The organism is Lacinutrix jangbogonensis (assembly GCF_000797445.1).
GTDB lineage: Bacteria > Bacteroidota > Bacteroidia > Flavobacteriales > Flavobacteriaceae > Lacinutrix > Lacinutrix jangbogonensis.
The window spans coordinates 263,363-289,617 of record NZ_JSWF01000014.1; the positions used below are offsets into that span (position 1 = coordinate 263,363).

The window sequence follows — 26,255 nt, forward strand, 5'->3', positions numbered from 1 at the left end:
AATTATGCGTTTTCTTATAATATCTCACGCGGCACACAAATTAGAACAATCGAATTTGTTTTCTTACGCACCTTACGTTCGTGAAATGAATCTGTGGTTAAAGCACGTAGATGAAGTAGAGGTGATTGCTCCTGAAGTTGCAGGAAAACCCAATTCAATTGAAATCGCTTATAAGCATGAAAATGTTGAGTATAGTGTCGTTACGGCTATTCAGTTTACTTCCGTTTTACATCTTTTAAAATCAATAATAAAACTTCCTCTAATCATCTTTAAACTTTTTAGGTCTTGTGCAAAAGCAGATCATATTCATTTGCGTTGTCCTGGAAACATGGGTTTATTAGGTTGCTTTATACAGGTTTTTTTTCCGAACAAAATTAAAACAGCAAAATATGCAGGTAATTGGGATCCAAAAGCGAGACAACCCTTAAGTTATCGTCTTCAAAAATGGATATTGAGTAATACTCTATTAACTAAAAACATGCAAGTTCTGGTATATGGCGATTGGGAGAACCAATCGAAGAATATTAAACCGTTTTTTACTGCCACCTATAGAAATTCGGAAATTGAAACTATTGAAAAACGTGATTATAACACACTTTTGAAATTTGTTTTTGTAGGTAGCCTAGTTGTTGGTAAACGCCCATTATTAGCTATTCAAATTATTGAAGCTCTGAAGCAAAAAGGTTTTGATGTGAGTTTAGAGGTGTTTGGAGATGGTGTTTTAAGAGATGAATTAATCCAGTATATCTCTAAAAAAAATCTAGAAAGAATAATAAATATTAACGGAAATCAAACCAAGGAAGTTGTGAAAGAAGCTTTAAAAACGGCGCATTTTTCAATATTACCTTCTAAATCTGAAGGCTGGCCAAAAGCCATTGCAGAAGCTATGTTTTTTGGTTGTATACCTGTAGTCACTGAAATTTCATGTGTGCCTTATATGCTAGATTATGGTAAAAGGGGCATTCTAATGACTCCTAATTTAGAAGATGCAATAATAGAATTAATGAAAGGTTTGGGGAACAATGAACATTTGCGGTCTAAATCTGAAGCTGCTTTGAAATGGTCTCAACAGTATACTTTGGATTTATTCGAAAATGAAATTATTAAACTATTAAATAGATAAATGAGAGTTTTACAATTAATAGATTCTTTACAAACCGGAGGAGCAGAGCGCGTAGCTGTAAACATAGCAAATGCTTTAGTATCTAAAGTAGAAATATCTTATTTATGTGTAACACGTGAGGAAGGTTTATTAAAAGATAGTATAAACACTCAAGTTAATTATCTGTTTTTAAATAAAAAGAAAACCATAGATATTAAGGCCATTAAAAAATTAAATAAATTTGTTAAGAACAATAGAATTGATGTTATTCATGCGCATTCTACTTCTTTTTTTATTGCAACAATTATTAAAATGTTAAATGGAACCGTCAAAATTGTCTGGCATGATCATTATGGTGATAGTGAGTTTTTAGAGAAACGGCCGTATAAAATGTTAAAGGTATGTTCACCATGTTTTTCTAAAATTTATAGTGTAAATCAAGAGTTAAAGGATTGGTCTAATCTAAAATTAAAGAGTAAAGTTGTTAGTTATTTGCCGAATTTTGCTGTAGTAAACGAAAACAAAGCTAAAACAATATTAAAAGGAATGCATAATAAACGCATTATTCATTTGGCAAATTTACGTGAGCAAAAAGATCATTTCACTTTGCTTAAGGCTTTTTCTGAAGTTATAAAACAGTTTCCTGAGTGGAGCTTGCATTCTGTTGGTAAAGACTTTAAAGATGAGTATTCTGAGGCTATTCAACAATATTTAAAAAAACTGAAGTTGCAAAAACATGTTTTTTTTATGGAAGTAAACCAGATATTACAAACATATTAAATCAAAGTAATATTGCTGTGCTTTCTTCAAAATCAGAAGGGTTACCTATTGCTTTGCTAGAATATGGGTTGGCTAGCTTGCCAACAATAGCAACAGATGTCGGTAATTGTAATGTAGTCATTGCTAATGAAACTTTAGGGCAATTAATTCCTTCAGAAAGCACAATGGCTTTATCTCAAGCTTTAATAAATTATATTAGCGCTAAAGAAAAAGCTAAAACCAAAGGTGTAAATTTGAAATCTCATGTTTTAACTAATTTTTCAGGTGAAGCCATATCCAAAATACTAGTTCAAGATTATAAACGTATTCTAAGCTAAATGACAAAAACCGATTATTTAAATGAGCGTATAGGGTTATTATTTAAGCCTTTGTATGTGAAAGTTGCTTTGTTTTTAATGGTTATGTCTTATTTCTACAATTTGCCAGTAATTAAGTATAGTGTACAGGGAAATAATGAACTTCGATTATTCGATATCACTGGTTTATTAATCCTTTACATTGTTTATGCTAATAAGCCTGTAGTTTTGTTTTTTATACGCTCCAAATCATATTTAAATACAATGAACAGTTTTGTAATGTGGTGCGCACTAACCTTAGCTTTTACAGCGCTTTTTAGTTTTTTTATGGGTAAGCCATTCTGGTTTATAAAAACACTCTTATATTACTATCATATGCTTGTTTTCTTTTATACGGGTGTTTTAATGGCTATGTATTTAAGAGATAAAAGCCGTTATAGATTAGTTGCTCATCTTGTTTTGATATTATCAATGGCTGAAGCTATTTTAATATTTTTACAGCATGCTGGTGTTGTTCCTTTTCTTTGGAATGATGTTTATAAAGAAACTTATGCAGGATTTATTTCTGGGGCATTAGGGCCCAATAAAATATGCTTAGGCATGACCATGTTTATGTCCTTTGTGTATGCTGTTGGTTTATTTATGCAAAGTCAATTAAAGGTAAACAAGATCCTCGTTATTGGATGTATGCTATCCAGCTTAGCAGTCATTGGAATATCGGGTTCGAGAACAACTTATTTAGCATTAATTATTTTTCTCTGCTATATTTTTGTAATGAAAACTAGAAAATTTATAGCTTTGTCCTTAGTCTTATCACTTGCTTTAATTGTTGGGTTTTTTTTAAATTTGGAGATTATAGAGACGATAACGACTACTTTTGAAAATCGAGTACTTAATAAAATAAGTAATCCAGATGCTTTTAATCCAGCGAGTTTAAATGTAGATGTAGAGGAGCTTTATGATGATTTAGGTGCTGGTAGAAATAGAATAGTACTTTTGTATTTAGATTATATTGCGAGTAATCCTTACGTCATTCCTTTTGGAATAGGTGTAAATAATAGACTTCTGATTGGTTTTTCTGCTCACAACATTTATTTAAGTTTAATAAATGAAGTGGGTTTATTAGGTTTATACTTATATTTAAAATGGTTGTTTTCTTTTTTCTATCTTAAATTTGGAAACGCAAGTTCTCTAAAATTAGTGCTTAATGGTCTCGTAATTGCGATGCTCGTTACGCTTTATTTTGGAGAGCATTTGTATCTTTACCGTTCTGTATTTACTATATTGGGCTATTTTATACTAGTTACTGTTTTACTCATTGTTCCTCGATATTATTTTATTAATGAAAAACGAAAATAAAATAGCAGTTGTAATACCTTACTACAACGCTGCTAAGCACATTGTAAACGTTTTAAAGAAGTTACCAGATTTGGTGACAATAGTTTACATTATTGATGATTGCAGTCCAGAAGTGCTTCCAGAAGAAGCTGTGTCTGCATTCTCTAATGTAGTGTGTCTAAAGCATGGAAAAAACCTTGGTGTTGGTGGCGCAACAAAAACAGGCTTTGCAAAAGCCATAGAGGATAAAATGGATATTGTGATAAAGGTAGATGCAGACGACCAAATGGACACTGCATATATAGAAGAACTTATTACACCTTTGTTAAATGGTAAGGCTAGCTATGCAAAAGGAAATAGATTTAGAGATCTTAAAGCACTAAAAAAAATGCCCTTCGTTAGAAAAATTGGTAATCTAGGATTGTCTTTTCTTACTAAAGCCGCTACTGGATATTGGAATAATTTTGATCCAACTAATGGTTTTTTTGCTGTTAAAATTGAAACACTTAAACGCTTAGATTTTAATGAAATTTCTAATCGCTACTATTTTGAAACCTCATTGATTTCTCAATTATATTTCCAAGATGCTGTAATAAAAGATGTACCAATGCCTGCCATTTATGGTGATGAAAAATCGAGTATGAGTGTTTGGAAAATGCCATTTGTGTTTTTTCCAAGACTGATAAAAACTTTCATAAATAGACTGTTTAGAACGTATTTTGTATATGATTTTAATATCTCTTCCATTTATATCTTGTTAGGAACGCCTTTGTTTTTATTTGGTTTAATTTATGGCATTTACAACTGGTGGTTTTATTCTAGCCGTGCAATGTTTGCGCCTACTGGAACTATTATGTTGGTTACTTTAACGATTATTATTGGTTTTCAATTACTATTACAAGCGGTACATTACGATATTACTAAAGCACCAAAAGCCGAATAAATGTTAGCATCTAAAACCAACCGTTTTTTTATCATTTTTGGAATACATCTTTGTATTGCTTTAGGATTCTATTTTGGGAATTTAAAAGCAAATTATAGTAGTTTGTCTGGCGATCTTCAAAATATTATTCCTGTTGCTCAAAAATTTGATAATCCCGAATTGTTTAAAAACGATTTATATCTTGACGATATTAATAACGTAAAATATTACACGCCATTTTTTGTGCAATCGTTGCGGTTTGTAGCTAAATTTACGAATGCAGATTATGTGCAAGCATTAAACGTAATAAGTGCTTTTTGCCACCTCTTATTTGGTATTTTGTGGTTTTATTTAATATATAGGTTTGTCCCCGATTTTTGGATCGCCGTATTGGTTTCTTTTTTAATTAGAGGTATTGTTTGGTTGCCTGGATTAGAAATTTGGGGCATTGCAGAGCTTTGGTCCATAATGCCAAGAACCGTTTATATTGTCTTTTTTCCTATTCCCTTTTTAGTGTTAAATAAAAGTTGGAAAGGCCTGCTGTTCTCTGCTTTTTTAATCGGGTTAATATTTAATTTCCATCCCATTACTGGATTAGGCGGTATTCTGTTGTATTTAGTTTTCTTAGTGTTACTGGTTTTTATTTTTAAAATGAAAAACCGTGCAACTGCTAGAAACATACTGTTCCTGTTTTGTGCTTTAGCCTTAGGAATGCTGCCGTTTATAGTAACGTATTTTGGGAAAACGTCTAGCACTGTAACTTATGATATGAGTGCTTTTACAGAAGCTTTTAATGCTAGGATTCCTGCATTTTTTACTGAACCACTATTATATCTACAAGATTGGTTGCATTTTAAAACCCTTTTTTATGCCGTGCCAATTTTAGTCTATTTAATAATTTCAAGAGACAGTAAACTTCATTTTAAGTGTGCCAAAACTATTATTATCCTAACGGCCATATTAATATTTTTACCCTCTATAAGTGTTTATGTAGAGCATTTTGTTAATACAGTTTTAGGTTTAAATTTAAGAATAGCATTTCAACTTATTCGTGCACAAAAAGTAGCTATCATTCCTTCGTTTTTTGCTATGGCCTATAGTCTTCAGTATGTCAATACTAAAATTAAAGGCAATTATTTTTTACCTACATTATTTTCAATATATTTTATAATGCTATTGGTTTGTAAATTACCTACATTCAATGCTATTCCTTTTGCGGGAGACGATATTGCGAGATCTGTGTTACCAAATAATTTAAGTTTTGGAAGCATAAATCCAGTAAAAGAATTGAGTGTAGATAGAATGGGGCAATACATATTGGAAAATACAAACCAAGATGCTGTTATTTATGGCGGACATTATTATAGAGGAGCCTCTAAACGTTCTGTAATATTAGATTCTAAAGGTGCATCAATGATTATTGAAGGTAATCCTTCGCAATTTATTCAATGGAAAAAAGACCAATCAAGACTAAGTCATGCGCCTTCAATAGAGGAGAAAACTGCTGTATTAAGAAGTTTTGGCGTTAATTATATCGTTTCAAAAAAACAGTTCCAACTAGAGGTTATCCATGTTGAAGGTAATTTTAAATTGTATTTGCTACAATGAGAAACCTGCTCTACATAGGGAATAAGTTGTCATCTAAGGGAAAAACAGCAACGACAATAGATACGTTAAGTAAAGCGTTAACAGCTGAAGGTTACACTGTAAAAGCAGTATCCAACAAAAAAAATAAGCTTCTGCGATTGTTTGATATGTTGCTGTCTATAGTTAAAAACAAAAATTGGGCAGACTATGTTTTAATTGATACGTATAGTACACAAAATTTTTATTATGCTTACCTGTGTAGCCAATTATGTCGTTTTCTTAAGCTTAAGTTTATTCCCATTTTGCATGGAGGAGATTTGCCAAACCGACTTAAAAAGAATCCAAAATTATGTAAGTCTATTTTTAATAATGCACTCGTTAATGTAGCACCTTCAGAGTATATACAATCAAATTTTATTAGTTTAGGTTATAAAAATATTACTATTATTCCTAACGCAATAGATTTAGATAATTATAGCTTTAAACAGCGAACTATTGAAGATGTAAAGTTACTATGGGTACGTTCGTTTTCGAAATTATACAATCCAAGATTAGCGGTTGCTATTTTAAAGGCAATTCAAAATAGGGGAATCAAAGCTAGCTTAACTATGGTTGGCCCAGATAATGATGGGAGCCTAGAGGATACAAAGGCCTATGCAGAGTCTTTAAATATAGTTGTTAATTTTACAGGTAAATTATCAAAAAAAGAATGGATTAAGCGATCTTTTGATCATAATATTTTTATAAATACCACTAATTTCGATAATATGCCAGTAAGTGTTATTGAAGCTATGGCTTTAGGTTTGCCAGTAATATCTACAAATGTTGGTGGGCTGCCTTTTTTAATAGAAAATGAAATAGATGGCGTACTAGTAGCTCCTAATAGTGTGGATGCATTTGTTTCAGAAATTGTTGCTTTTATGGCTAATCACCAAAAAGTAGAAAAGTTAACAATTGAAGCTAGAAAAAAAGTAGAACAGTACAGTTGGCAGGTGGTTAAGGTAAAATGGAAGCTAATTTTAACATAAGTCTTGGAATCCTCCTTTTACTTTTTATCTTTACAGCAAACCATAAAATAATTAATGGCAAAGCAATCTAGTATTCATTTTGAATTATCAGAAAGAAAGATCTTATTAAGATTCTTCGATCTCTTAGTTGTTGGTCTTGCCTTATGCGGGTTGAGTCATTTTTCAGAATTCGATTATTTTATAATAGATGAGACAAATTGGAGTTGGTTAGTTGTTTTAGCTATATATATTATGGGTTTTGGCACCGTTTTTGAACTCTACGATCTAAAAAAATCTAGTAAAATAGAGTTGGTTTCAAGTGCTATTGTCCTTACCACTTCTGTAACCGTTTTGGTGTTTCTTTTAACTCCATTTTACACACCGATATTACCAGAAAATCGAATTCAAATTCTTTACTTCTATTTAGCGGTGTTAATGCCATTATTAATTTGGAGACTAGCTTATGTTACTTTTATAGATTCGCCAAGGTTTTATAAAAAGGCGTTATTAGTAGGGGAGATTTCAAGTATTGAAGCTATTGTTAAAGCTTTTAAAGCAGCAGATCCTAATTATGAAATAATTGGTTTTGTTAATTGTGAAACTGAAAGAGAAGACGCTATAAAATATAAGGGCATAAAAGAATATAGTGCAGATCAAATTTATGAGATTATAGTTAAAGAGAATATTTCTGAAATTTTGGTCGCTAGTTATAATTCTGAAACTATTTCACCTAGTATTTATGTGGATTTAATACGGCTTTTAGAAAGAGGATACCCAATAAGAGAGTATACTCAAGTTTATGAAGAAATGTCTTATAAAGTACCTGTTCAGTTTATTGGAAAAGATTTTTATAAGTATTTTCCATTTAGTCGAAACAATAAAAATAAACTCTATCTAGCATACAGACGTATTTTTGATGTGTTGTTATCTCTACTAGGAATTATATGTTCGCTGTTAGTTTTACCATTTATTGTGATAGGAAATGCCATTGGTAATAGAGGCCCTTTATTATATTCTCAAGAACGTGTTGGAGAAAATGGAAAGCCTTTCAAAATTTACAAATTTAGAAGTATGGTTACAAATGCCGAAGCTGGTGGTGCAGTTTGGGCGAAAAAGAATGATACTAGAGTAACAACTTTTGGACGTTTTTTAAGAACCACAAGGTTAGATGAGTTGCCTCAGTTACTAAACATACTTAAAGGAGAAATGAGTATTATTGGGCCAAGACCAGAACGCCCAATATTTGTAAACGAATTAGCTCAAATTATTCCGTTCTATCATACCAGGCATATTATAAAACCGGGTTTAACTGGTTGGGCTCAAGTTAATGCACGTTACGGCTCAAGTGTAAATGATAGCTTAGAGAAGTTGCAATACGATTTATTCTACATTAAGCACCGTAGTTTTTTACTTGATTTTAATATTATTGTAAAGACCTTGAGTACTGTTATTTTCTTTAGAGGACAGTAGTTTTTAGTTGTTCTAAAACGAAAGAATATACAGTGTTAAAAGCCACGAGTTATCACAAAACAATTTCTTTTCTTATATGAGAGTTAGAATTTATTTTTTGAGTAATCAGTTCTAGCTAAAAGTAGGTTACCAATTATTTTATTTTCGAGTAAAAAAGGTAATCAAATATAAATAGCGTACTACCAAGGCAAGGAGCAAGGGAATAAGTCCATAAGCATACACCTGAACGCCAATTACCCAATGCAAAGTCATAAGACACATCATAATAACAAGTAGCTTTAAGTAACCAATAAACCAACGTTTAGGAGTGTTTTTAGTAACTTGAAACAAGGCAATAATGCTAATTGGGCAAGCCCAAAGTAAATTGTAATTATGTGCTGTTGCAGTATGGTCTGTAGCAAACCAAAGTAATAGTAAGAATATGCCAATAATGCCTGTTATCGCAAAAAGTATAACATCTAACCACTTCGTGCGTTTACTATTTTTATGATCTTTATAAGTAATGAATAAAATACATAAGCTTAAAATTGACAGTATAAAAATAGGGCTTGTAAAAAAAGAGCCTCTACTAAACTGCCCTTCTTGAGTGTAAATTACTTTTGTTTCTTTTACCAATGATTTTTTTGAATCTTTAAAGGAAGCCGCTTCAAAAAAATAAAATATATTTTCTGGTAGAAACATATATTCTCTTGGACTTGCAGTTCTATCGATTACAGAACCTAAAGCTATATCAATACCAAAACTACCCCAAGAATTCCAATATAAATTATTTTGAATAAGGTCTCTAAACGATTCTTCTTTATAAATTTCAGGTGTTTTATATTCAATATTACTTTTTAAAACAGTCTCTGTAACATCACGCATTTTAGTTGCACAGTTATCGAAGAAAAAATCATAAAGATAGGGTCTGTTTTCTGGTTTGTAATTATTGGCTAAGTAATTTAAAAGTGCTTCTTTTTGGTCTTGGTTTAAATTAAGAACCTGCTCTTTAATTGTTCTGTTTTGCTCCTTGTATAAGGCAACTACAGTACTAGTATTAGCAGCTCCCATTAAATACTTTAATTTACCTTTAGCAAAATTGGTATAGAAATTAGGATCATTATAAGGGTATCTTCCATAGTCGTAAATAGCATCAATAGACTCGTTTTTGACTCTAAATCCATTATGCCCAAAACTATCGTTCAATAAGTTTCCTGGTCCTATTGTAATAATACTGATCTCTGTATCTTCAGTGAGCTGAGGCACTTGAGAAAATGAAATAAAGAATGAAAAGAGGAGAACAGTAAATAGAATTTGTTTCATATAAAACGCGATGTTATCTAAAAGCACTAAAGTCTAATTTTAAAGAAAAAACATTAGAATATAAGGCGGCACTTTGGTCTCCAATATCTGTGAATGCATAATCTACCTGAATACCTTTGTATTTAAATCCAATACCAAAACTAGGCTGAAAACTTAAGCTTTCAGAATTATCGATCTGTAATTCATTTTGAAAATTACCAACACCAGTTCTCAGATAAATCATATTAATATAACCAAACTCAAAGCCTAAAGCTGGATTTACACTCGCAAAAGAAGTTGAAATAACATCGTTATTCTGCTCGAAACGTACATTTAAATCAAATTCAGCTTTTAAACTATAATCATAATGAAAAACGTAACTTTTAGATATACCTATTTGTAATTTTGGGATTGTAATTTCCGAAGCTTCAGGCAATTCTTGATTCTGTCCTTCTATTGCGCCTTGTACTCTTGCAAAGGCATCTTCATCATAACTCCAAGAATTAAAAGTCGTTGTAATATCACGAGCCATTATTCCAAATTTCCAATTGTTTTGGCTTTCAAATTGTATTCCAGCATCTAATCCAAAGCCCCAAGAATTTGCGAAATCACCAATAACGCGTCGAATAATTTTTGCGTTTATACCATAGTTTAAGCCTTGAACAGGTAATCTCCTGGCGTAAGAAAAAGTAAAGCCATAATCTGCGGTCGAGAATAGGCTAATACGATCGTAATTAACGTTTCCTTGATCGTCTATAAGTTGTGTAGTGTCTAAAATATCGTCAACGGCAAAACGTATTAATGAAATTCCAATAGCACTTCTATCATCTAATGGCATTGCAAATGCAGCATAATCATAATTAGCAATGTTCGCAAAATAACTAGAATGCATAAGCGCAAGCTGTTTATCTTCAACATTAACCAGTCCTGCAGGATTCCAATAACCTGAATTAACATCGCTACTAGTTGCAGATACAGCATTACTCATTCCTAGAGCGGCAGCATCTACACCAATGTTCATGAATTCGTTAGAATATTTTGTCTGACCAAATAGTGATAATGACACTATAGTTAGCGCAAGTGTTAATTTTAGTCTCAAGAGCGATTTTTTTTTACAAAGATGGTAATAATTTTTCTTTTTATATTAAACTTCAAATGAATTAGTATATTGTGTTCAGTCCTTTTTTTAATTTTAATGTTATCGTTTAAATGAAATACTTTATTATTTTTACATAAAAAATTAACCAATGCAAATTAAAAAATTCATACCAAATTTTGTTACACTGCTTAATCTATTAAGTGGGAGTATTGCTGTGCTATTCGCAGTTAATAATCAGTTTGTTACTGCTGCGTTTTTTGTTTTTTTAGGTATATTTTTCGATTTTTTCGATGGCCTTTTAGCGCGAAAATTAAACGTACAAAGTGAATTAGGTTTGCAATTAGATTCTCTCGCAGATATGGTTACTAGTGGTTTAGTACCAGGAATTGTACTTTATAGATTAATTGCAATTGCCGTAGATGCTCCTCCAATGGTAGCCTCTAACGAATGGACTGAAACCATGCATTGGTCGGGATTTACATTGACTCTAGCACCAATTATTGGATTGTTTGTTACTTTGGCTTCAGCTTATAGATTAGCCACGTTTAATTTAGATGAAGACCAACAATCCTATTTTAAAGGTTTGCCAACACCTGCAAATACCTTGCTTATTATGTCGCTGCCATTAATTATGGAATTTCAGCACAATGATGCTATTAATGCTATTATTTTAAACAAATGGTTTTTAATTGGTCTAAGCCTTTTAAGTTGCTATTTATTGAATTCAAGAATAAGATTATTCGCATTAAAATTTAAAGACTATAGTTTTAAAAATAATGCAATGCGTTATATTTTTATCCTTCTAAGTTTGGTCTTGTTGATTGTGCTCCATTTTGCAGCCATTCCGGTAATTATATTACTTTATATTATCCTGTCTATAATTCAAAATAACCAAAACTAATGTTAGAAATTATTTTCACACTATTAATGCTAGTTGCTTTACAGGCAGTTTTAGGTTTCGATAACTTGTTATACATTTCTTTAGAATCTAAAAAAGCACCGGTAGCTGCACAGAAAGGTGTACGTAAAAAGGGTATTTTAATAGCCATAGTATTAAGAATCGTTTTGCTGTTTGTTTTAGTAAGCATTATTGATTTTTTTCAAGAACCTTTTTCTTGGCTTACGGGAGGCATAGAAAACGTTGTAAAGTTCGCTTTTAATGGACATAGTATTATAGTATTAATTGGAGGTGCTTTTATTATTTATACTGCTATTAAAGAAATATGGCACATGATAGGACAAGATAATTTAAACCATGATATTGAAGGTAATGGTAAACGAACAAAGTCTGAAAATGCAGTAATTACAAGTATTGTGATTATGAATTTGGTGTTTTCTTTCGATTCTATTTTAGCAGCCATTGGTTTAACCAGTGAAATTGAAAATTCTACAACGGCCTTTATTGTTATGGCAATTGCTATTGTCGCTAGTGGATTATTAATGCTATTAATGGCAGATAAAATTTCAGTCTTTCTTGCTAAAAACAGAATGTACGAAGTTCTAGGACTGTTTATTCTATTTATTGTTGGCATTATGTTGGTCACTGAAGGCGGACATTTAGCTCATATAAAACTCTTTGGAGAAGAAATTGTACCAATGAGTAAAACAACGTTCTATTTTGTAATCGCTATTCTTGTGGTTGTTGATGTTGTGCAAGGGCGCTACCAAAAGAAGCTATTTAGAGAAAATAGTAGTAAAACTGAATAGTTTTAAGTTGAAATTGAAGCTTAAAATGTAGTTGTTTTTAAATATCTAAAAACAATAATAATCATACAACACTATCTTTTCCTCAGAAAAAGAATTATATATAAGTAATACTATGAAAGATTTAAAATTCCCATTGCATTTTAGTTTTAATATTGGCACATTTTCTAATGACTTTACTGCTAAAAATACTAATGGAATTACAGTTGCTTACGTTAAACAAAAAATGTTTAAGCTTAAAGAGGCTATAACGATTTATAGTGACGAGAATAAAACTAAAATAGATTATACCATTGCAGCAAACCAATGGTTAGATTTTTCTGCGGCATATGCCTTTAAAGATGCGCAAGGAAAAAATATAGGTAAAATAGTAAGAAAAGGATGGGCTTCAATATGGAAAGCCAATTATCAAATTATAGACCAACACGAGAAATTACAATACCATATCAAAGAAAATAATCCTTGGGTAAAAGTTTTCGATTCATTGCTTGGCGAAATTCCAATTCTTGGTTTTTTCACAGGTTACTTGCTTCATCCTACTTATAATGTCACAAACGTAAGAGATGAGATTATTGTAAAGTTGAAAAAAGAGCCTTCTTTCTTCGGAAAAGAATTCACAGTAGAACTTGTTAAGCCAATAGATAATGACGACGACGATCGCATTATGCTAAGTTTAATGATGATGGTTTTATTGGAGAGAAGAAGAGGTTAATAACTTGAACTTCAATTAGAATATAATGTAGTGAAGCAAACTAATAAGTGTTATTCGCTATTTTATGGAACTCCCACCAAGTAAGTCTTTACATAAGAATTAGTTTGAATTTGTGTAATTGGTGACAAAAAAAGGAGTAAACTTCAAAGATATGCAACGCTCCAAAAGTAAATCCAACAGAATAAAAACAACCAAAAAGAAAACGCCAAACGTCGCTTAGCGACCTTAGTTTTTAAAAATCAATCTTTGTTTTACGCAATTCGAAGTTCTGACCTAAATACACTTTACGAACCATTTCATCTGCAGCAAGTTCTTCAGGTTCACCGGCTTTAAGTATGCCACCTTCAAACATAAGGTACGTTCTATCTGTAATTGCTAATGTTTCTTGTACGTTGTGGTCTGTAATAAGAATTCCAATATCTTTTTTTGCTAATCGTGCAATAATACGCTGAATATCTTCTACAGCAACAGGATCTACACCAGCAAAAGGTTCGTCTAGAAGAATAAAACTAGGATCGGTAGCTAAAGCCCTTGCAATTTCTGTTCTTCTACGTTCTCCACCAGACAATAAATCGCCACGGCTTTTTCTAATATGACCTAAACTAAATTCTTCAATAAGCGATTCCATTTTATGTAATTGCTCTTTTTTACTCAGTTTTGTTAATTGTAAAACACTTAAAATATTGTCTTCAATACTTAATTTTCTAAAAACAGAAGCTTCCTGTGCCAAGTATCCAATACCATTTTGAGCACGCTTGTACATTGGGTATTTAGTAATGTTAGTACCTTCTAGAAATATGTTTCCGCCATTAGGTTTTATTAAACCAACAATCATATAAAAAGAGGTTGTTTTTCCTGCACCATTTGGTCCAAGTAATCCAACAATTTCTCCTGTGTTTACTTCTAGAGAAACATCTTTTACAACTTTTCGTCCGCTGTAGGACTTCATTAAATGTTCGGCTTTTAATTTCATGTGCTTATATTTCTAATTTCTTTAAGTTCACATGCTGTTCGCTATTAATCATGCTCTTAGGTAGAGAGATTTTAACATGCTCTTTTAATAGACAAATAATATAGTTTATAAAAATACTAAACTTACTATAATCTGAATTCGGTTTAGCTAAATTTTAACTTTGATTTTCCAATTCATCCCAATATTCATATGCTTTTCTTAAATGTGGAATGACAATAGTACCACCAACTAAAGTTGCAATACTAAGTGTTTCGATTACTTTTTCTTTAGAGACACCTGCTTTATAACACGATTCTAAATGATACTTTACGCAATCGTCACAACGTAAAACTGTTGAAGCAACTAAACCCAAGAGTTCTTTAGTAGCAACATCTAATGCGCCTTCTGCAAATGCATTAGTATCTAAATTAAAGATGCGTTTTATTACTTTATTATTATCTGCTAATATTTTATCATTCATTTTCGAACGATAATCGTTGAATTCTTTAACTAACTTTGACATCTTTTTTTTGTTTCTTTTTCTGATTTTTAACTACCATTTTAGATATAAAAATACTAACCTGATATAATATAAGTATTGGTATTGCAACAATAATCTGACTTGCAATATCTGGAGGTGTTATAATTGCTGAAAAAACAAGCACAATTACAAGGGCAAATTTCCTGTATTTCTTTAGGAATTCAGGTGTTACTAATCCAACCTTTGTTAAGAAGTATATAATTATTGGAAGCTCAAAGATAATACCACTAGCAATAACGGAAGCTCTTATTAGTCCCACATAATTATCTAAATCAAACTGATTATCTACTTGATCGCTTACTTGGTACGTTCCTAAAAAGTTAATTGATAAAGGGCTAATGATATAATATCCAAAAAGAACGCCTATGAAAAATAATATTGAAGATATAATAATAAAGCCTCTAGAATGTTTTCTTTCATTTGTTTTCATTCCGGGACTAATAAATTTCCACAGCTGATATAATACATAGGGGAAAGAAATAATAAAGCCCGCGTAAAATGAGGTCCAAATATGTGCAGAAAACTGACTTGCGAATTTTCGACTTTGTATAATAAAAGGGAACTCATCAGAACAAAAAGTAGAATCGTTAAATCCGAAAAACTGTGACACCTGACACAATGTTTTATAGGTGGGGAAACCCATTTTTGTTGGTGCAAAAATAATATGAAAAATAAAATCCTTAAATAAGAAAGCGACAAAACCACAGATTACTATTGCAGTAAATATCCTAATTAAATGCCATCTTAAATCTTCAAGATGATCTAAAAAAGACATCTCATTTACATTATTTTTCGCCATTATATAATACCTTCTTTTATTAAATCGTGAATATGTACAACACCTGCATAATCACCATTTTTTTCTACTAATAATTGAGAAATACCGTGGTTTTCCATAAGTTCCATGGCATCTACAGCCATTGCATCCTCATTAATTGTTTTAGGTTTGCTGCTCATAATATCTTTAGCAGTTAAACCAGAGAAATTGTCTACTTTAGTAAGCATACGTCTTAAATCACCATCGGTAATAATACCAATAACTTTATTGTTTTCTACAACAGCAGTAACACCAAGCAAGCTTTCCGAAATTTCTATAATTACTTTCTTTACATCAGTATCAGTTTGTACTTGAGGTTTATTATTAACCGAAGATAAATCTTGAACACGTAAATATAATTTTTTGCCCAAAGCGCCACCTGGATGGTATTTTGCAAAATCTGTACTCGAAAATCCGCGAATTTTTAATAAACAAACAGCGAGTGCATCACCAATAACCAATTGAGCAGTTGTACTTGTTGTTGGTGCTAAATTATTTGGACACGCTTCTTTTGCTACAAACGCATTTAAAACATAATCTGCTTGCGTTCCTAAAAATGAATCTTTATTGCCAGTTATAGCAATCATTTTATTTTTTGCATTTTTTATTAACGGGACTAATACTTTTATTTCTGGTGTATTTCCGCTTTTAGAAATACAGATTACAACATCATTTTCTAACATTAATCCTAAATCACCATGAATAGCATCTGCAGCATGCATAAAAACAGCAGGAGTTCCTGTAGAATTCATTGTAGCCACAATTTTAGAACAAATTATAGCACTTTTACCTATGCCAGTGATAATAACTCTGCCTTTAGATTTGTATATAAGTTGCACAGCTTCAGCAAAGTCTGAATCAATTAAAGTCGCTAAATTACTTATAGAAGCACTCTCCAATGCTATCGTTTCTTTGGCGATTTTTAGTATAGAATCCTTAGTGTTCAAAATTTATCATTTTAAGATTAGGTAGCAATTGAAAAGATTTTGTTATCTTTAAAAGTTGCGTAAAAAAACTACGTTTACGTGATTGTTAATAATCTTGACAAATTTAGCGAAAAATTAAAAGTAAATCTTTAATTCTTCATACTAATAGTGTTGATTTTAGAAGTTGTTTTACCCTAACTATGTTGTATAAATAATTAATTGCTTAATATAAACAGTGAAAAGTCAAATACGTGCTGCCCTAAAAAAGTATTTCGGTTTCAGTGAATTCAAAGGATTACAAGAAACCGTTATCGAAAGTATTCTATCTCAAAATAACACATTCGTTATTATGCCTACAGGAGGCGGGAAATCTTTATGCTATCAACTTCCTGCGCTTATGCAAGAAGGAACAGCTATTGTCGTGTCTCCTCTAATTGCATTAATGAAAAATCAAGTCGATGCCATTCGTGGTATTTCAGATGAACATGGTGTTGCTCATGTTTTAAATTCGTCTTTAAATAAAACGGAGATAAAGCAAGTAAAGGAAGATATCACAAATGGTATAACTAAGCTGCTATATGTAGCGCCTGAATCGCTAACAAAAGAAGAAAATGTAGAGTTTTTACGTACTGTAAAAATATCTTTTATGGCTGTAGATGAGGCGCATTGTATTAGTGAATGGGGACACGACTTTAGACCGGAATACAGAAATTTACGAACTATAATTCAGCGTATTGGTGATAATATTCCAATTATTGGACTTACCGCAACTGCTACACCAAAGGTTCAAGAAGATATTCTTAAAAATTTAGGAATGCCTGATGCTACAACTTTTAAAGCATCGTTTAATAGACCAAACTTATACTACGAAATTCGTCCAAAGACAAAAACCGTAGATGCCGATATTATTCGTTTTGTAAAACAAAACGAAGGCAAAACAGGAATTATTTACTGTTTAAGTAGAAAACGGGTTACAGAATTAGCACAGGTTTTACAAGTAAATGGTATTAAAGCTGTGCCTTATCATGCAGGATTAGATGCTAAAACTAGAGCACGACATCAAGATATGTTCTTAATGGAAGATATAGATGTTGTTGTTGCTACCATAGCTTTTGGTATGGGAATAGATAAACCAGATGTGCGCTTTGTAATCCATCATGATATTCCTAAAAGTATAGAAAGTTACTATCAAGAAACAGGACGTGCTGGAAGAGATGGAGGAGAAGGACATTGCTTAGCTTATTACGCGTACAAAGACATTGAAAAACTTGAAAAGTTTATGTCTGGAAAGCCAGTAGCAGAACAAGAAATTGGTCATGCCTTATTACAGGAAGTCGTTGCTTATTGTGAAACATCGATATCTAGGCGGAAATTTATTCTACATTATTTTGGTGAAGCATTCGATAATGAAACTGGAGATGGAGGAGATATGGATGATAATATGCGTTATCCTAAAAAGCAAAATGAAGCAAAAGAAGATGCTATTATTTTGTTAGGAATAGTGCAAGCCACAAATGAAACCTATAAATCTAAAGACTTGGTAAGTGTAATTACGGGTACTTCTAATGCCATGATTAGTTCCCATAAGACTGATAGTCAGCCGTATTTTGGTAATGGTAGTCATAGAGATAAAAAGTACTGGATGGCATTGCTTCGTCAAATATTAGTTACTGGTTATCTTAAAAAAGATATAGAAACGTATGGAGTTGTTAAGTTAACAGACTTAGGGAAAGCCTTTATTCTAAAGCCTTCTTCTTTTATGATGACTGAAGACCATACTTTCGACGGTTCTCATAACGATCATATTATTACGGCATCTAAAGGTAATGGAGCAGTAGCAGATGAAGTTCTAATGAAAATACTTAAAGAATTACGAAAGACAAATGCAAAAAAACTTGGTGTTCCTCCTTTTGTGATTTTTCAAGATCCTTCTTTAGAGGATATGGCCTTGAAATATCCTATTACTGTAGCCGAATTATCTAATGTCCATGGTGTTGGAGAAGGTAAAGCTAAAAAATATGGAAAGGATTTTGTCGCTTTAATCGATAAGTATGTTACCGAAAACGATATTATGAGACCAGACGATTTTATCGTTAAATCTACTGGAACTAATTCTGGATTAAAATTATATATTATTCAGAATGTGGATAGAAAATTACCTTTAACAGATATCTCTTCTGCAAAAGGAATGCAAATGGTCGATCTTATTAAAGAAATGGAAGCCATTGTCTTTTCTGGAACCAAGCTTAATATTAATTATTGGATTGACGATTTATTAGATGAAGACCAACAAGAAGAGATTCATGATTACTTTATGGAATCTGAAACGGATAAAATAGATGACGCAATAGACGAGTTTGATGGTGATTATGATGATGAAGAACTACGTTTGTATCGCATTAAGTTTATTAGTGAAGTAGCGAATTAAAAGAGCAGGCAGTATTCAGTAGGCAGTCTCAGTATGTAGTTTTAAAATAATTTAATAGGGTAAACCTAATAGTAAGATGCAATAGTAATCAAACAACAGTTTCTTTTTCTTTGGAAAAGAAACTGTTAAAAAGTTATAGGTTGTCATTAATAATAAAGCGAACAGTCTCTGAAAAGTTATAACGGAGACCCTTCATGCTTTGGGTAGGTCTATATTTTTAAATAGAATACTGTTTTAATTTCATTAGCCATTCTAAATCACAAAAGCAACAGTATTCGGTAACAAAACGAAAACTCCTTTACTCCTTAATATATACACTAAAAACAACCTCCTTTTTCTTTATTGAAAGCGTAATCTGTTTTATGGTAGATTTTTTAAGTTTTTCAACTGCAGTTTTTTCAATTTCAAAATCAATTTTGGTAACATAACCCTTTAGAGGATGTGCTGGATCAGATTCTAGTTCGGGCATATCAGAGTTTAGCTCTAAAGTATAATTATCACCTTCAATTACTAGTTTTGCACCTTCTTTGGTTTTCGTTTTTAAACTTCCAATAATAAAAGTTTGTAAATAATAATAACCACCAAGTTCGTTATACCCAGCATACATAACGTTACTGCTGGAAACTCCTAAAGGTTCGTCGTCACTAGATTCAATTATAGTTTCAATATATTTATCGTCCTCTAGTTTATCTTCATTTTGTTTATTTCCAAATAGCTTACCAAAAACTCCCATAGTGTTATATTAATTTGATTTCAAAGCTAATAAAATTTACACGAATTTGTTAAAGGAGCTTCACTTTTTCGTTAAACCGTCCAATTTAACTAAGGCAAAACCTTGGGCCTTCAGTTTTAGGAAAGAGCTACTATTTTCGTGTTTTTAATAATTAAACAAGAGTTATCATTTTAGTGCATCTTTTGTGAATTCTGCGAATCTCTGTGAAATAGTATTTTATAATTTTAAGTAATCATATAATATACAAGCCATAAACATTTGCGAAATCCGAGTCAAGAATAATAATAATAATAATAAATATATTCATGAGATTGCCACAGTCATTCCTCCTTTGCAATGACAGTATTAATTTAACATCATTGGAATTATCAGATTAAGTAAGTCCTTCAAAAATCGTTATTCATCATTCGTAAATCTCAAATCATTCCCTATCTTTGCACCTCATTAAAAAACAAGACAATGCAAGACGGTTTATACGCAAAATTTAACACGAATAAAGGTACTATTTTAGTTAATCTAGAATTTAAAAAAGCTCCTGGAACAGTAGGTAATTTTGTTGCTTTAGCAGAAGGGAACATGGAAAACTCTGCTAAGCCTCAAGGAACTCCTTATTATGATGGTTTAAAATTCCATAGAGTAATTGCAGATTTTATGGTTCAAGGTGGTTGTCCACAAGGCGCAGGAACTGGAAATCCAGGCTATAAGTTTGACGATGAGTTTCATCCAGATTTAAAACATAGCGGACCTGGAATATTGTCTATGGCAAATTCTGGACCAGGAACTAACGGAAGTCAGTTTTTTATAACGCACATTGCTACAGATTGGTTAGATGGAAATCATACTGTTTTTGGTAATGTAATAGAAGGTCAAGATATTGTAAACGCTATTGCTCAAGATGATAAAATTGAAACTTTAGAAATTGTTAGAGTTGGAGGTTCAGCAGAAAAATACAATGCTATTGAAGCGTTTAGAACATTTGAAGGTTCTCGCGAAAAAAGAATAGCAGCAGAAAGAGCGGCAAAAGCAGCAGAATTAGATAAGTATTCTTCAGGTTTCGAACAAACAGAAAGCGGATTACGTTACCAGATTCTTCAAAAAGGAACGGGAACTCAAGCAGAAAAAGGTAAAACTGTTTCGGTGCATTATAAAGGTACTTTAACAGATGGTACAGTTTTCGATTCTTCTTACAAACGTAACGAACCAATTGATTTTGCTCTAGGAATGGGACAAGTAATTGCAGGTTGGGATGAAGGTGTTAGCTTACTTAAAGTAGGAGATAAGGCACGTTTTGTAATTCCAAGCGATTTAGGATATGGATCGAGAGGAGCAGGAGGCGCTATTCCACCAGATGCAACTTTAATTTTCGATGTAGAATTGATGAATGTGAAATAACCCAAGCTTCATTTTTATAAAGAATTAGTGAATGGCTTATACTCACGATAGTAAAGGCTTTCATAATATTAAAATATAAGTTTACTAAAATTAGTAACAAATATAAATTTAAAACGTCTCATATACATATGAGGCGTTTTTTTATGCTTAACATTTAGTACATTTATATTATATAAAGTCAATCAATCAAAATAATTAGAAATGAAAACCAAACTCTTTTTTTACACCCTTCTATTTACACTAATGCTAGCTTGTGGTAAGTCTGCTGATTATTCACCAGAATTTATTAAAGACACCACAGGTCGCTATTTGTTTAATGCAAATGAAGTAATAGAAGTCTATTTTGAAAATAACGAACTCTTTCTGAAATGGCGCGGAGCCGAAAAAATTGAACCTTTATATTTAGATAAAAACACCTATTTTATAAAGGAAATGAATAAGAAAGTTCAATTTTTAAAACCAGTTGGATCACAAGTATATGTTATTTCTGAAGTTCTAGAAGATGATGCATTAGAAGCAAAACAAATCAGTTATAAAAAATTACCAGATGTTGTACAAGTACCAAGTACATATTTAAAAAATAAAGAATACGAAAAAGCGCTTAAAGGTTTTTTAAAAATACAAAAAGATGACTCTACAAGTGCGTTTGTAAGAGAAAATGGATTTAATAGATTAGGCTACAATAAACTAAATGAAAAAAAGTATGATGAAGCTATTGCAGTTTTTAAAATAAATGTTGCACTCTATCCAAAAAGTGATAATGTTTATGACAGTTTAGCTGATGCTTACCTTATAAATGGAGACAGTTTAGAAGCTTATAATAATTATAAAAAAGCACTACAATACAATAATGGCAACAGACGTGCAAAACGTTTTGTAACTGCTTATGATAAGAAATAGTGTCATTATGAAAATGCAATGTCATTATGTGGAGCTTTTTATCGACGTGGTAATCTCATTCTAATAGATAAGGAATACTATCTTTAAAACATTATACTAATGATAAACCAAGAATTAGAATCTCTAAAATACCCAATAGGAAAATTCGAGTATCTAGCACAAATAAGTGAAGCTCATATTCAAGAATGGATTTCTGTTTTAGAAGCATTTCCTAACCGTTTAGAAACGCTTGTTAAAAATATTAATAACCAAGCTCGATACACCTTACAGACCAGAAGGTTGGCCTATAAGACAAGTTGTACACCATATTAGCGATAGCCACTATAATAGTTATACGCGCTTTAAATGGGCAATGACAGAAGATAATCCTGTAATAAAAGTTTATAATGAAAATGCCTGGTCTCAACAGCACGATTATAATGCGCCCATTGAAAACTCGCTGCTACACATAAAAGTAATACATGCAAAATTGGTACATTTTGTAAAAGGCTTAACTTTTGAAGATTTAAAGCGTACATTTATTCACCCAGATGGTAATGAAACCGTTGCTTTAAACGAAAATTCGGGTATTTATGCTTGGCATTCGAATCATCATTTTGCACATATTGAGCGGTTATTGAAGAAGAATGAATGGTAGTTATGAAATTGGTTGAAAATTAGTTTTTAAAATTGGAATTTTAATGTTCTATATTTTATTACGTTTTTTCATGGTTTGTTGCGCCTTTTAAGTGCTAAATTTCGTAAAGAAAACCAGTAATTAATTTTATACGGTGTTGTACCACGTTATTCTTTCAGTCGATTGTATTTTTTCAACGTTTCAATAAGTAAATCGTGTGGTAGAGCATAGGCCTTATTACCATTGATTCCTTCCATAGTTTCAGCAGCTACCATTGCATTAATAATCGCTTCCTCTACGGCCTGAACAGTGGCCTCAAAAACTGGCATCAGTTTGTCATTTGGCATTGATTCTACTGTTGTTGTTTCATCACGGTTAAATGCTTGTTCATTAGCAGTTGAGAAGGCTAAAAAAATATCTCCAGAGCCATTGCTTCCTCGTCCGCCTACAATACCAATTCCTAATGGAATTCTTTGAGCAATTCTTTTTAATTGATGCGGTAAAAGAGGTGCATCTGTTGCTAGAATAACTATTATTGAACCATCTCCTTCTTGTCTCTTTGATTTTGGTGGTGCATTAAATTTATAATTTAAGGTATCTTTTAATTCAATTCCAATAGGAACACCTGCAATTGATAAGTTTCTTTTGGCTCCAAAATTTGATTGAACGATTACTCCAACAGTATAAGTTGAATCCTTGACTTTAAAAACTCTCGAAGAAGTTCCTGTTCCACCTTTATAACCCAAACACATCATTCCAGTTCCACCTCCAACATTTCCTTCAGCAATCTTTCCGCTTGATGTATTTTCAATAGCTTCCAAAACATGTTTTTCTTTCACGTGAAATCCATATATGTCATTAAGGAATCCATCATAAGTTTCCGCAACTACTGGGTAAGTGTACCACCAATCTTCTCCGCTATACCAATCCGTATCTACATACCATTTCAATACTGCGTCTCTAACAACTCCAACACTATTTGTGTTAGTAATCATAATTGGTGTTTCTAAAAAACCTGATTCAGTAACCCAAGTTGTACCTGTCATTTCTCCATTACCATTAAGACTGTACCAGTTGGCATAAACTGGGCTAAATTTTTTGGCTTTTCCTCTCGGAAATATTGCAGTAACTCCAGTTCTTATAGGTCCTTTGCCTACAATGTTTTCTCCTTCTCCAGAAATAATAGTGCTATATCCAACTTCAACTCCTTTAACATCTGTAATAGCATTAAACGCTCCTGTTTTACCAACAAAAGGGACTCCTAACTCTCTTGCTCTTGGTTTTTGTCCGTAAGATTGGAAACAAATGAGTGTTACTATAAAAGTTATAAATATTTTTTTCATATTGATTGTTTTTAATGTGCTACAACGTTCATGATGATATGAAATCGTTTAAATATTGAAACAAATTCAGCACAAGTATTTTATATCATCAGTTATTATAATTTCGAAGTTAGTAGATTTTTTTGACAAAGTCAAGTCAACTGTTTTTAGGGAATACTCTGTATTTATTAGAAGAGTTTATCTCTATTTTTTCCTCCCAATAAATTCCTCCATAGTATCATAAATACCTAGAAAACTACCTGTAAACCAATCGAAAAAATTAATAGACATAATCGCTTGTCCTATTCTTGCAAGCCTATACATGTATCCTGGAATAGTTACCATTCGCTTCTTCTTTTCAATAGCTTTAACAATAGTAAGAGCAGCAGTTTCGGGATCAAGAATTGGTAATTTAGACTTAACACCATCAAACATACCTGTGTTTATGTAGTACGGCATAATGGTGGTGACGTAAATGTTTTTCTTCATCTTTTTCATTTCTAGCCTCAAACTATCAGACCAACCAATTAAAGACCATTTACTTGCTGCGTAAACAGACATTTTAGGATTAGAAATTAAGCCGCCAGAAGAAGCGATATGACAAATATGGCCAGAATTCTTAGCTATCATGTCTTCTAGAAATTCATTTGTAATTAACATTGGAGCATTTGCATTAATCTCCATAGTTTTTATAATGTCTTTTGTGGTATGCTCATGAAAATACTTGCCTATAATAATACCTGCATTATTAATTAGGTAATCTATACTATTATATTCTTGTTTTACTTTTTTAGCAGTATTTTGGATTTGTTCGCTATTCGAAATATCCACTGTATAACCAATAATATTTCCAATGGAAGATAGTTTAGTTATTGTCTCATTTAAGTTTACTTCGTTTATATCCCAAATAATAACTGTTGCTTGTCTTTCAAGAAATAAACGTGCTAGAATTTTACCGATTCCAGATGCTCCACCTGTAATTAAAACTGTTTTGTTTTGTAGTTGCATTTTGCTTTAATTTATTTCCAAATTTGTTGTAATATTAATTTCCTTTGATGAATTCTCGTCTGATAAATTTACTATTAATCTACAAGGATTATTTACTTTTCCTTTTGGGAAATTGATACTTACTACTAGCTGATTTTTTAAATCTTTAGGATTCATTCCTATGTCTTCTACATTAGACATCATATTCGGATTCATAAGTATTATATCTTCATCATTATCAATAAGTTCAATTGATAATGATGGAAAAACCTTTTTATTAATTATTTCTAAGCCTTCTATATCGTTAAGTATTAACAAAAACAAGTTTTCAGAATTTACATCTTTTTTCAAAAACAGTTTGTTTTAGTGTTTTATTCCATAAATATATGTTTGAATATTCAATTCCGGTGTTTTCTATATTTAGGAATTCATTTTCTTTTATTGTGAAAGGTAATTCATAAGTGAATTTCCCATCTCCTTTTGTGTCCCATATGCTTACATGAATTTTATATTTCTCATTGTTTTTATATGGTAAACCCGTTTTGAAGTTTGCTTGTAATTGAAGCGGATAAAGGTCAGTTCCGTTTTTTAAATTTTTTAATAAATTTGACTCTGAAAGGACTGTGTCTTTTTCATTTTTCACAAGGTACATTGATAACCCTGGATACGTTTTATGTTCTAATTTTGTCAATCCACTAATGTTATTAAAAACTAGGTTTATATTTTCACCATAAACAAATTCATTTCTATTGTTTACTTTTTTATTTCTATAGTTACATCTTCACAGCCAAGTCCATCTCCTCTTGAATATGCTCCAGTATTTAAATCAGTATTCACTGATTGATTAAATTGACAGGAACTACATGTAATAATAATAATAATTAAACTTAATGTTTTGATTTTTAGCATTTGATTTTTTATTATTGCATTTAACCTTTTATCTAACCAAATATACAATTTCACGCCCAAATTTGTTGGAGCAATTCAACTTTCATATCTTTAACTTATGAGTAAAACCATCCAATTCGACGATTTCACCAAAGTAGATATTCGTGTAGGCACAATAACAGAAGTTAACGATTTTCCAGAGGCCAGGACTCCAGCATATCAATTAACTATCGATTTTGGGGATTTGGGAGTGAAAAAAACTTCCGCACAAATAACAACACGCTATAAAAAAGAAGATTTGCTAAACAAGCAAATTCTTGCAATAGTAAATTTTCCTAAAAAGCAAATTGGTAAATTTATGAGCGAGTGTTTAGTTCTTGGCGCGGCAGATGGAGGAGATGTAACCTTATTAAACCCAGAAATTCCAGTTAAAAACGGAAGCACTGTTTCTTAAA

At 31.6% G+C, this 26,255-nt stretch carries 26 protein-coding genes and 1 pseudogene; 16 read left to right on the forward strand and 11 right to left on the reverse strand.

What is annotated here, in order from left to right:
• Positions 1–4 precede the first annotated feature (4 nt).
• From RH82_RS01835 to RH82_RS01865, 7 genes and pseudogenes are all read left to right on the forward strand, one after another.
• Positions 5–1,123 (forward strand): glycosyltransferase family 4 protein, encoded by a 1,119-nt coding sequence (locus RH82_RS01835; protein ID WP_034057558.1) that lies wholly within the window; start codon positions 5–7, stop codon positions 1,121–1,123.
• Positions 1,124–2,199: pseudogene (locus RH82_RS01840) on the forward strand (glycosyltransferase).
• Positions 2,200–3,537 (forward strand): O-antigen ligase family protein, encoded by a 1,338-nt coding sequence (locus RH82_RS01845; protein WP_034057559.1) that lies wholly within the window; start codon positions 2,200–2,202, stop codon positions 3,535–3,537.
• Positions 3,521–4,459 (forward strand): glycosyltransferase family 2 protein, encoded by a 939-nt coding sequence (locus RH82_RS01850; protein WP_034057560.1) that lies wholly within the window; start codon positions 3,521–3,523, stop codon positions 4,457–4,459. Before RH82_RS01845 ends, RH82_RS01850 begins: the two co-directional genes overlap by 17 nt.
• Positions 4,460–6,046 (forward strand): hypothetical protein, encoded by a 1,587-nt coding sequence (locus RH82_RS01855; protein WP_034057562.1) that lies wholly within the window; start codon positions 4,460–4,462, stop codon positions 6,044–6,046. It begins immediately after the preceding gene.
• Complete coding sequence (locus RH82_RS01860; RefSeq protein WP_034057564.1) at positions 6,043–7,053, forward strand: glycosyltransferase family 4 protein; 1,011 nt, start codon at positions 6,043–6,045, stop codon at positions 7,051–7,053. Before RH82_RS01855 ends, RH82_RS01860 begins: the two co-directional genes overlap by 4 nt.
• Positions 7,054–7,107: 54 nt before the next feature.
• Complete coding sequence (locus tag RH82_RS01865) at positions 7,108–8,502, forward strand: sugar transferase (protein ID WP_034057565.1); 1,395 nt, start codon at positions 7,108–7,110, stop codon at positions 8,500–8,502.
• Positions 8,503–8,640: 138 nt separating this feature from the next.
• On the opposite strand, the gene RH82_RS01870 is transcribed toward RH82_RS01865, so the two are convergent.
• Together RH82_RS01870 and RH82_RS01875 are read right to left on the reverse strand one after the other, a co-directional pair.
• Complete coding sequence (locus tag RH82_RS01870) at positions 8,641–9,804, reverse strand: lipoprotein N-acyltransferase Lnb domain-containing protein (RefSeq protein ID WP_034057566.1); 1,164 nt, start codon at positions 9,802–9,804, stop codon at positions 8,641–8,643.
• Between the two features lie 13 nt (positions 9,805–9,817).
• Entirely contained in the window at positions 9,818–10,882 is a 1,065-nt protein-coding gene (locus RH82_RS01875; protein WP_034057568.1) for a putative type IX sorting system protein PorV2, read from the reverse strand.
• 148 nt (positions 10,883–11,030) lie between these two features.
• Between RH82_RS01875 and RH82_RS01880 the strand changes: the two genes are divergently transcribed.
• The 3 genes from RH82_RS01880 (at position 11,031) to RH82_RS01890 (ending at position 13,298) form a co-directional block, all read left to right on the forward strand.
• The gene (locus tag RH82_RS01880) at positions 11,031–11,783 is read left to right on the forward strand and encodes a CDP-alcohol phosphatidyltransferase family protein (protein WP_034057570.1); all 753 of its coding nucleotides are present in this window, start codon (positions 11,031–11,033) and stop codon (positions 11,781–11,783) included.
• Entirely contained in the window at positions 11,783–12,589 is an 807-nt protein-coding gene (locus tag RH82_RS01885) for a TerC family protein (RefSeq protein WP_034057572.1), read from the forward strand. Before RH82_RS01880 ends, RH82_RS01885 begins: the two co-directional genes overlap by 1 nt.
• Positions 12,590–12,701: 112 nt before the next feature.
• Positions 12,702–13,298, forward strand: coding sequence for an LURP-one-related/scramblase family protein (locus RH82_RS01890; RefSeq protein ID WP_034057573.1), 597 nt, complete (start codon positions 12,702–12,704; stop codon positions 13,296–13,298).
• A 232-nt stretch (positions 13,299–13,530) separates the two neighbouring features.
• On the opposite strand, the gene lptB is transcribed toward RH82_RS01890, so the two are convergent.
• From lptB to RH82_RS01910, 4 genes are all read right to left on the reverse strand, one after another.
• Positions 13,531–14,271 (reverse strand): LPS export ABC transporter ATP-binding protein, encoded by a 741-nt coding sequence (gene lptB / locus RH82_RS01895; RefSeq protein WP_034057575.1) that lies wholly within the window; start codon positions 14,269–14,271, stop codon positions 13,531–13,533.
• 154 nt (positions 14,272–14,425) lie between these two features.
• The gene (locus tag RH82_RS01900) at positions 14,426–14,773 is read right to left on the reverse strand and encodes a carboxymuconolactone decarboxylase family protein (protein ID WP_034057576.1); all 348 of its coding nucleotides are present in this window, start codon (positions 14,771–14,773) and stop codon (positions 14,426–14,428) included.
• Entirely contained in the window at positions 14,757–15,590 is an 834-nt protein-coding gene (gene tatC / locus RH82_RS01905) for a twin-arginine translocase subunit TatC (RefSeq protein ID WP_034057577.1), read from the reverse strand. The genes RH82_RS01900 and tatC overlap by 17 nt, the downstream gene beginning before the upstream one ends.
• On the reverse strand, positions 15,590–16,555 hold the full coding sequence (locus RH82_RS01910; RefSeq protein WP_034057579.1) for a KpsF/GutQ family sugar-phosphate isomerase: 966 nt from the start codon (positions 16,553–16,555) through the stop codon (positions 15,590–15,592). Before RH82_RS01910 ends, tatC begins: the two co-directional genes overlap by 1 nt.
• A gap of 214 nt (positions 16,556–16,769) precedes the next feature.
• Here RH82_RS01910 and RH82_RS01915 point away from each other — a divergent pair, with 214 nt between their 5' ends.
• Complete coding sequence (locus RH82_RS01915; RefSeq protein WP_034057580.1) at positions 16,770–18,962, forward strand: ATP-dependent DNA helicase RecQ; 2,193 nt, start codon at positions 16,770–16,772, stop codon at positions 18,960–18,962.
• A gap of 298 nt (positions 18,963–19,260) precedes the next feature.
• On the opposite strand, the gene RH82_RS01920 is transcribed toward RH82_RS01915, so the two are convergent.
• The gene (locus RH82_RS01920; protein WP_034057581.1) at positions 19,261–19,695 is read right to left on the reverse strand and encodes a hypothetical protein; all 435 of its coding nucleotides are present in this window, start codon (positions 19,693–19,695) and stop codon (positions 19,261–19,263) included.
• A gap of 459 nt (positions 19,696–20,154) precedes the next feature.
• Here RH82_RS01920 and RH82_RS01925 point away from each other — a divergent pair, with 459 nt between their 5' ends.
• The 4 genes from RH82_RS01925 to RH82_RS01935 all read left to right on the forward strand — a co-directional run bounded on the left by RH82_RS01925 (position 20,155) and on the right by RH82_RS01935 (position 22,624).
• Complete coding sequence (locus RH82_RS01925; RefSeq protein ID WP_034057582.1) at positions 20,155–21,087, forward strand: peptidylprolyl isomerase; 933 nt, start codon at positions 20,155–20,157, stop codon at positions 21,085–21,087.
• Positions 21,088–21,288: 201 nt separating this feature from the next.
• Positions 21,289–21,987: a tetratricopeptide repeat protein gene (locus tag RH82_RS01930; RefSeq protein WP_034057583.1), complete on the forward strand. Its 699-nt coding sequence runs from the start codon at positions 21,289–21,291 to the stop codon at positions 21,985–21,987.
• Between the two features lie 99 nt (positions 21,988–22,086).
• Positions 22,087–22,299, forward strand: a complete 213-nt coding sequence (locus tag RH82_RS19065) for a DinB family protein (protein WP_316930886.1) — start codon at positions 22,087–22,089, stop codon at positions 22,297–22,299.
• Positions 22,217–22,624: a YfiT family bacillithiol transferase gene (locus RH82_RS01935; RefSeq protein ID WP_316930887.1), complete on the forward strand. Its 408-nt coding sequence runs from the start codon at positions 22,217–22,219 to the stop codon at positions 22,622–22,624. The genes RH82_RS19065 and RH82_RS01935 overlap by 83 nt, the downstream gene beginning before the upstream one ends.
• 146 nt (positions 22,625–22,770) lie before the next feature.
• On the opposite strand, the gene RH82_RS01940 is transcribed toward RH82_RS01935, so the two are convergent.
• The 4 genes from RH82_RS01940 to RH82_RS01955 form a co-directional block, all read right to left on the reverse strand.
• Positions 22,771–23,946 carry a DmpA family aminopeptidase gene (locus RH82_RS01940; RefSeq protein ID WP_034057584.1) on the reverse strand — a complete coding sequence of 392 codons (1,176 nt, stop codon included), beginning with the start codon at positions 23,944–23,946 and terminating at the stop codon, positions 22,771–22,773.
• A gap of 183 nt (positions 23,947–24,129) precedes the next feature.
• Complete coding sequence (locus RH82_RS01945; RefSeq protein WP_034057585.1) at positions 24,130–24,933, reverse strand: SDR family oxidoreductase; 804 nt, start codon at positions 24,931–24,933, stop codon at positions 24,130–24,132.
• 6 nt (positions 24,934–24,939) lie between these two features.
• A complete protein-coding gene (locus tag RH82_RS01950; protein WP_034057586.1) occupies positions 24,940–25,263 on the reverse strand; it encodes a hypothetical protein in 324 nt (107 codons plus the stop codon).
• The gene (locus tag RH82_RS01955; protein WP_034057588.1) at positions 25,241–25,603 is read right to left on the reverse strand and encodes a hypothetical protein; all 363 of its coding nucleotides are present in this window, start codon (positions 25,601–25,603) and stop codon (positions 25,241–25,243) included. The genes RH82_RS01950 and RH82_RS01955 overlap by 23 nt, the downstream gene beginning before the upstream one ends.
• Before the next feature lie 315 nt (positions 25,604–25,918).
• Here RH82_RS01955 and RH82_RS01965 point away from each other — a divergent pair, with 315 nt between their 5' ends.
• Positions 25,919–26,254 carry a tRNA-binding protein gene (locus RH82_RS01965; RefSeq protein WP_034057592.1) on the forward strand — a complete coding sequence of 112 codons (336 nt, stop codon included), beginning with the start codon at positions 25,919–25,921 and terminating at the stop codon, positions 26,252–26,254.
• The last annotated feature ends 1 nt before the right edge of the window (position 26,255 follow it).

Bases quoted from the DNA above. Each gene is read 5' to 3' on its own strand.
- RH82_RS01835 (WP_034057558.1), top strand. From the start codon at position 5: ATGCGTTTTCTTATAATATCTCACGCGGCACACAAATTAGAACAATCG.
- RH82_RS01845 (WP_034057559.1), top strand. From the start codon at position 2,200: ATGACAAAAACCGATTATTTAAATGAGCGTATAGGGTTATTATTTAAG.
- RH82_RS01850 (WP_034057560.1), top strand. From the start codon at position 3,521: ATGAAAAACGAAAATAAAATAGCAGTTGTAATACCTTACTACAACGCT.
- RH82_RS01855 (WP_034057562.1), top strand. From the start codon at position 4,460: ATGTTAGCATCTAAAACCAACCGTTTTTTTATCATTTTTGGAATACAT.
- RH82_RS01860 (WP_034057564.1), top strand. From the start codon at position 6,043: ATGAGAAACCTGCTCTACATAGGGAATAAGTTGTCATCTAAGGGAAAA.
- RH82_RS01865 (WP_034057565.1), top strand. From the start codon at position 7,108: ATGGCAAAGCAATCTAGTATTCATTTTGAATTATCAGAAAGAAAGATC.
- RH82_RS01870 (WP_034057566.1), bottom strand. From the start codon at position 9,804: ATGAAACAAATTCTATTTACTGTTCTCCTCTTTTCATTCTTTATTTCA.
- RH82_RS01880 (WP_034057570.1), top strand. From the start codon at position 11,031: ATGCAAATTAAAAAATTCATACCAAATTTTGTTACACTGCTTAATCTA.
- RH82_RS01885 (WP_034057572.1), top strand. From the start codon at position 11,783: ATGTTAGAAATTATTTTCACACTATTAATGCTAGTTGCTTTACAGGCA.
- RH82_RS01890 (WP_034057573.1), top strand. From the start codon at position 12,702: ATGAAAGATTTAAAATTCCCATTGCATTTTAGTTTTAATATTGGCACA.
- lptB (WP_034057575.1), bottom strand. From the start codon at position 14,271: ATGAAATTAAAAGCCGAACATTTAATGAAGTCCTACAGCGGACGAAAA.
- RH82_RS01900 (WP_034057576.1), bottom strand. From the start codon at position 14,773: ATGTCAAAGTTAGTTAAAGAATTCAACGATTATCGTTCGAAAATGAAT.
- tatC (WP_034057577.1), bottom strand. From the start codon at position 15,590: ATGGCGAAAAATAATGTAAATGAGATGTCTTTTTTAGATCATCTTGAA.
- RH82_RS01920 (WP_034057581.1), bottom strand. From the start codon at position 19,695: ATGGGAGTTTTTGGTAAGCTATTTGGAAATAAACAAAATGAAGATAAA.
- RH82_RS01925 (WP_034057582.1), top strand. From the start codon at position 20,155: ATGCAAGACGGTTTATACGCAAAATTTAACACGAATAAAGGTACTATT.
- RH82_RS01930 (WP_034057583.1), top strand. From the start codon at position 21,289: ATGAAAACCAAACTCTTTTTTTACACCCTTCTATTTACACTAATGCTA.
- RH82_RS19065 (WP_316930886.1), top strand. From the start codon at position 22,087: ATGATAAACCAAGAATTAGAATCTCTAAAATACCCAATAGGAAAATTC.
- RH82_RS01940 (WP_034057584.1), bottom strand. From the start codon at position 23,946: ATGAAAAAAATATTTATAACTTTTATAGTAACACTCATTTGTTTCCAA.
- RH82_RS01945 (WP_034057585.1), bottom strand. From the start codon at position 24,933: ATGCAACTACAAAACAAAACAGTTTTAATTACAGGTGGAGCATCTGGA.
- RH82_RS01965 (WP_034057592.1), top strand. From the start codon at position 25,919: ATGAGTAAAACCATCCAATTCGACGATTTCACCAAAGTAGATATTCGT.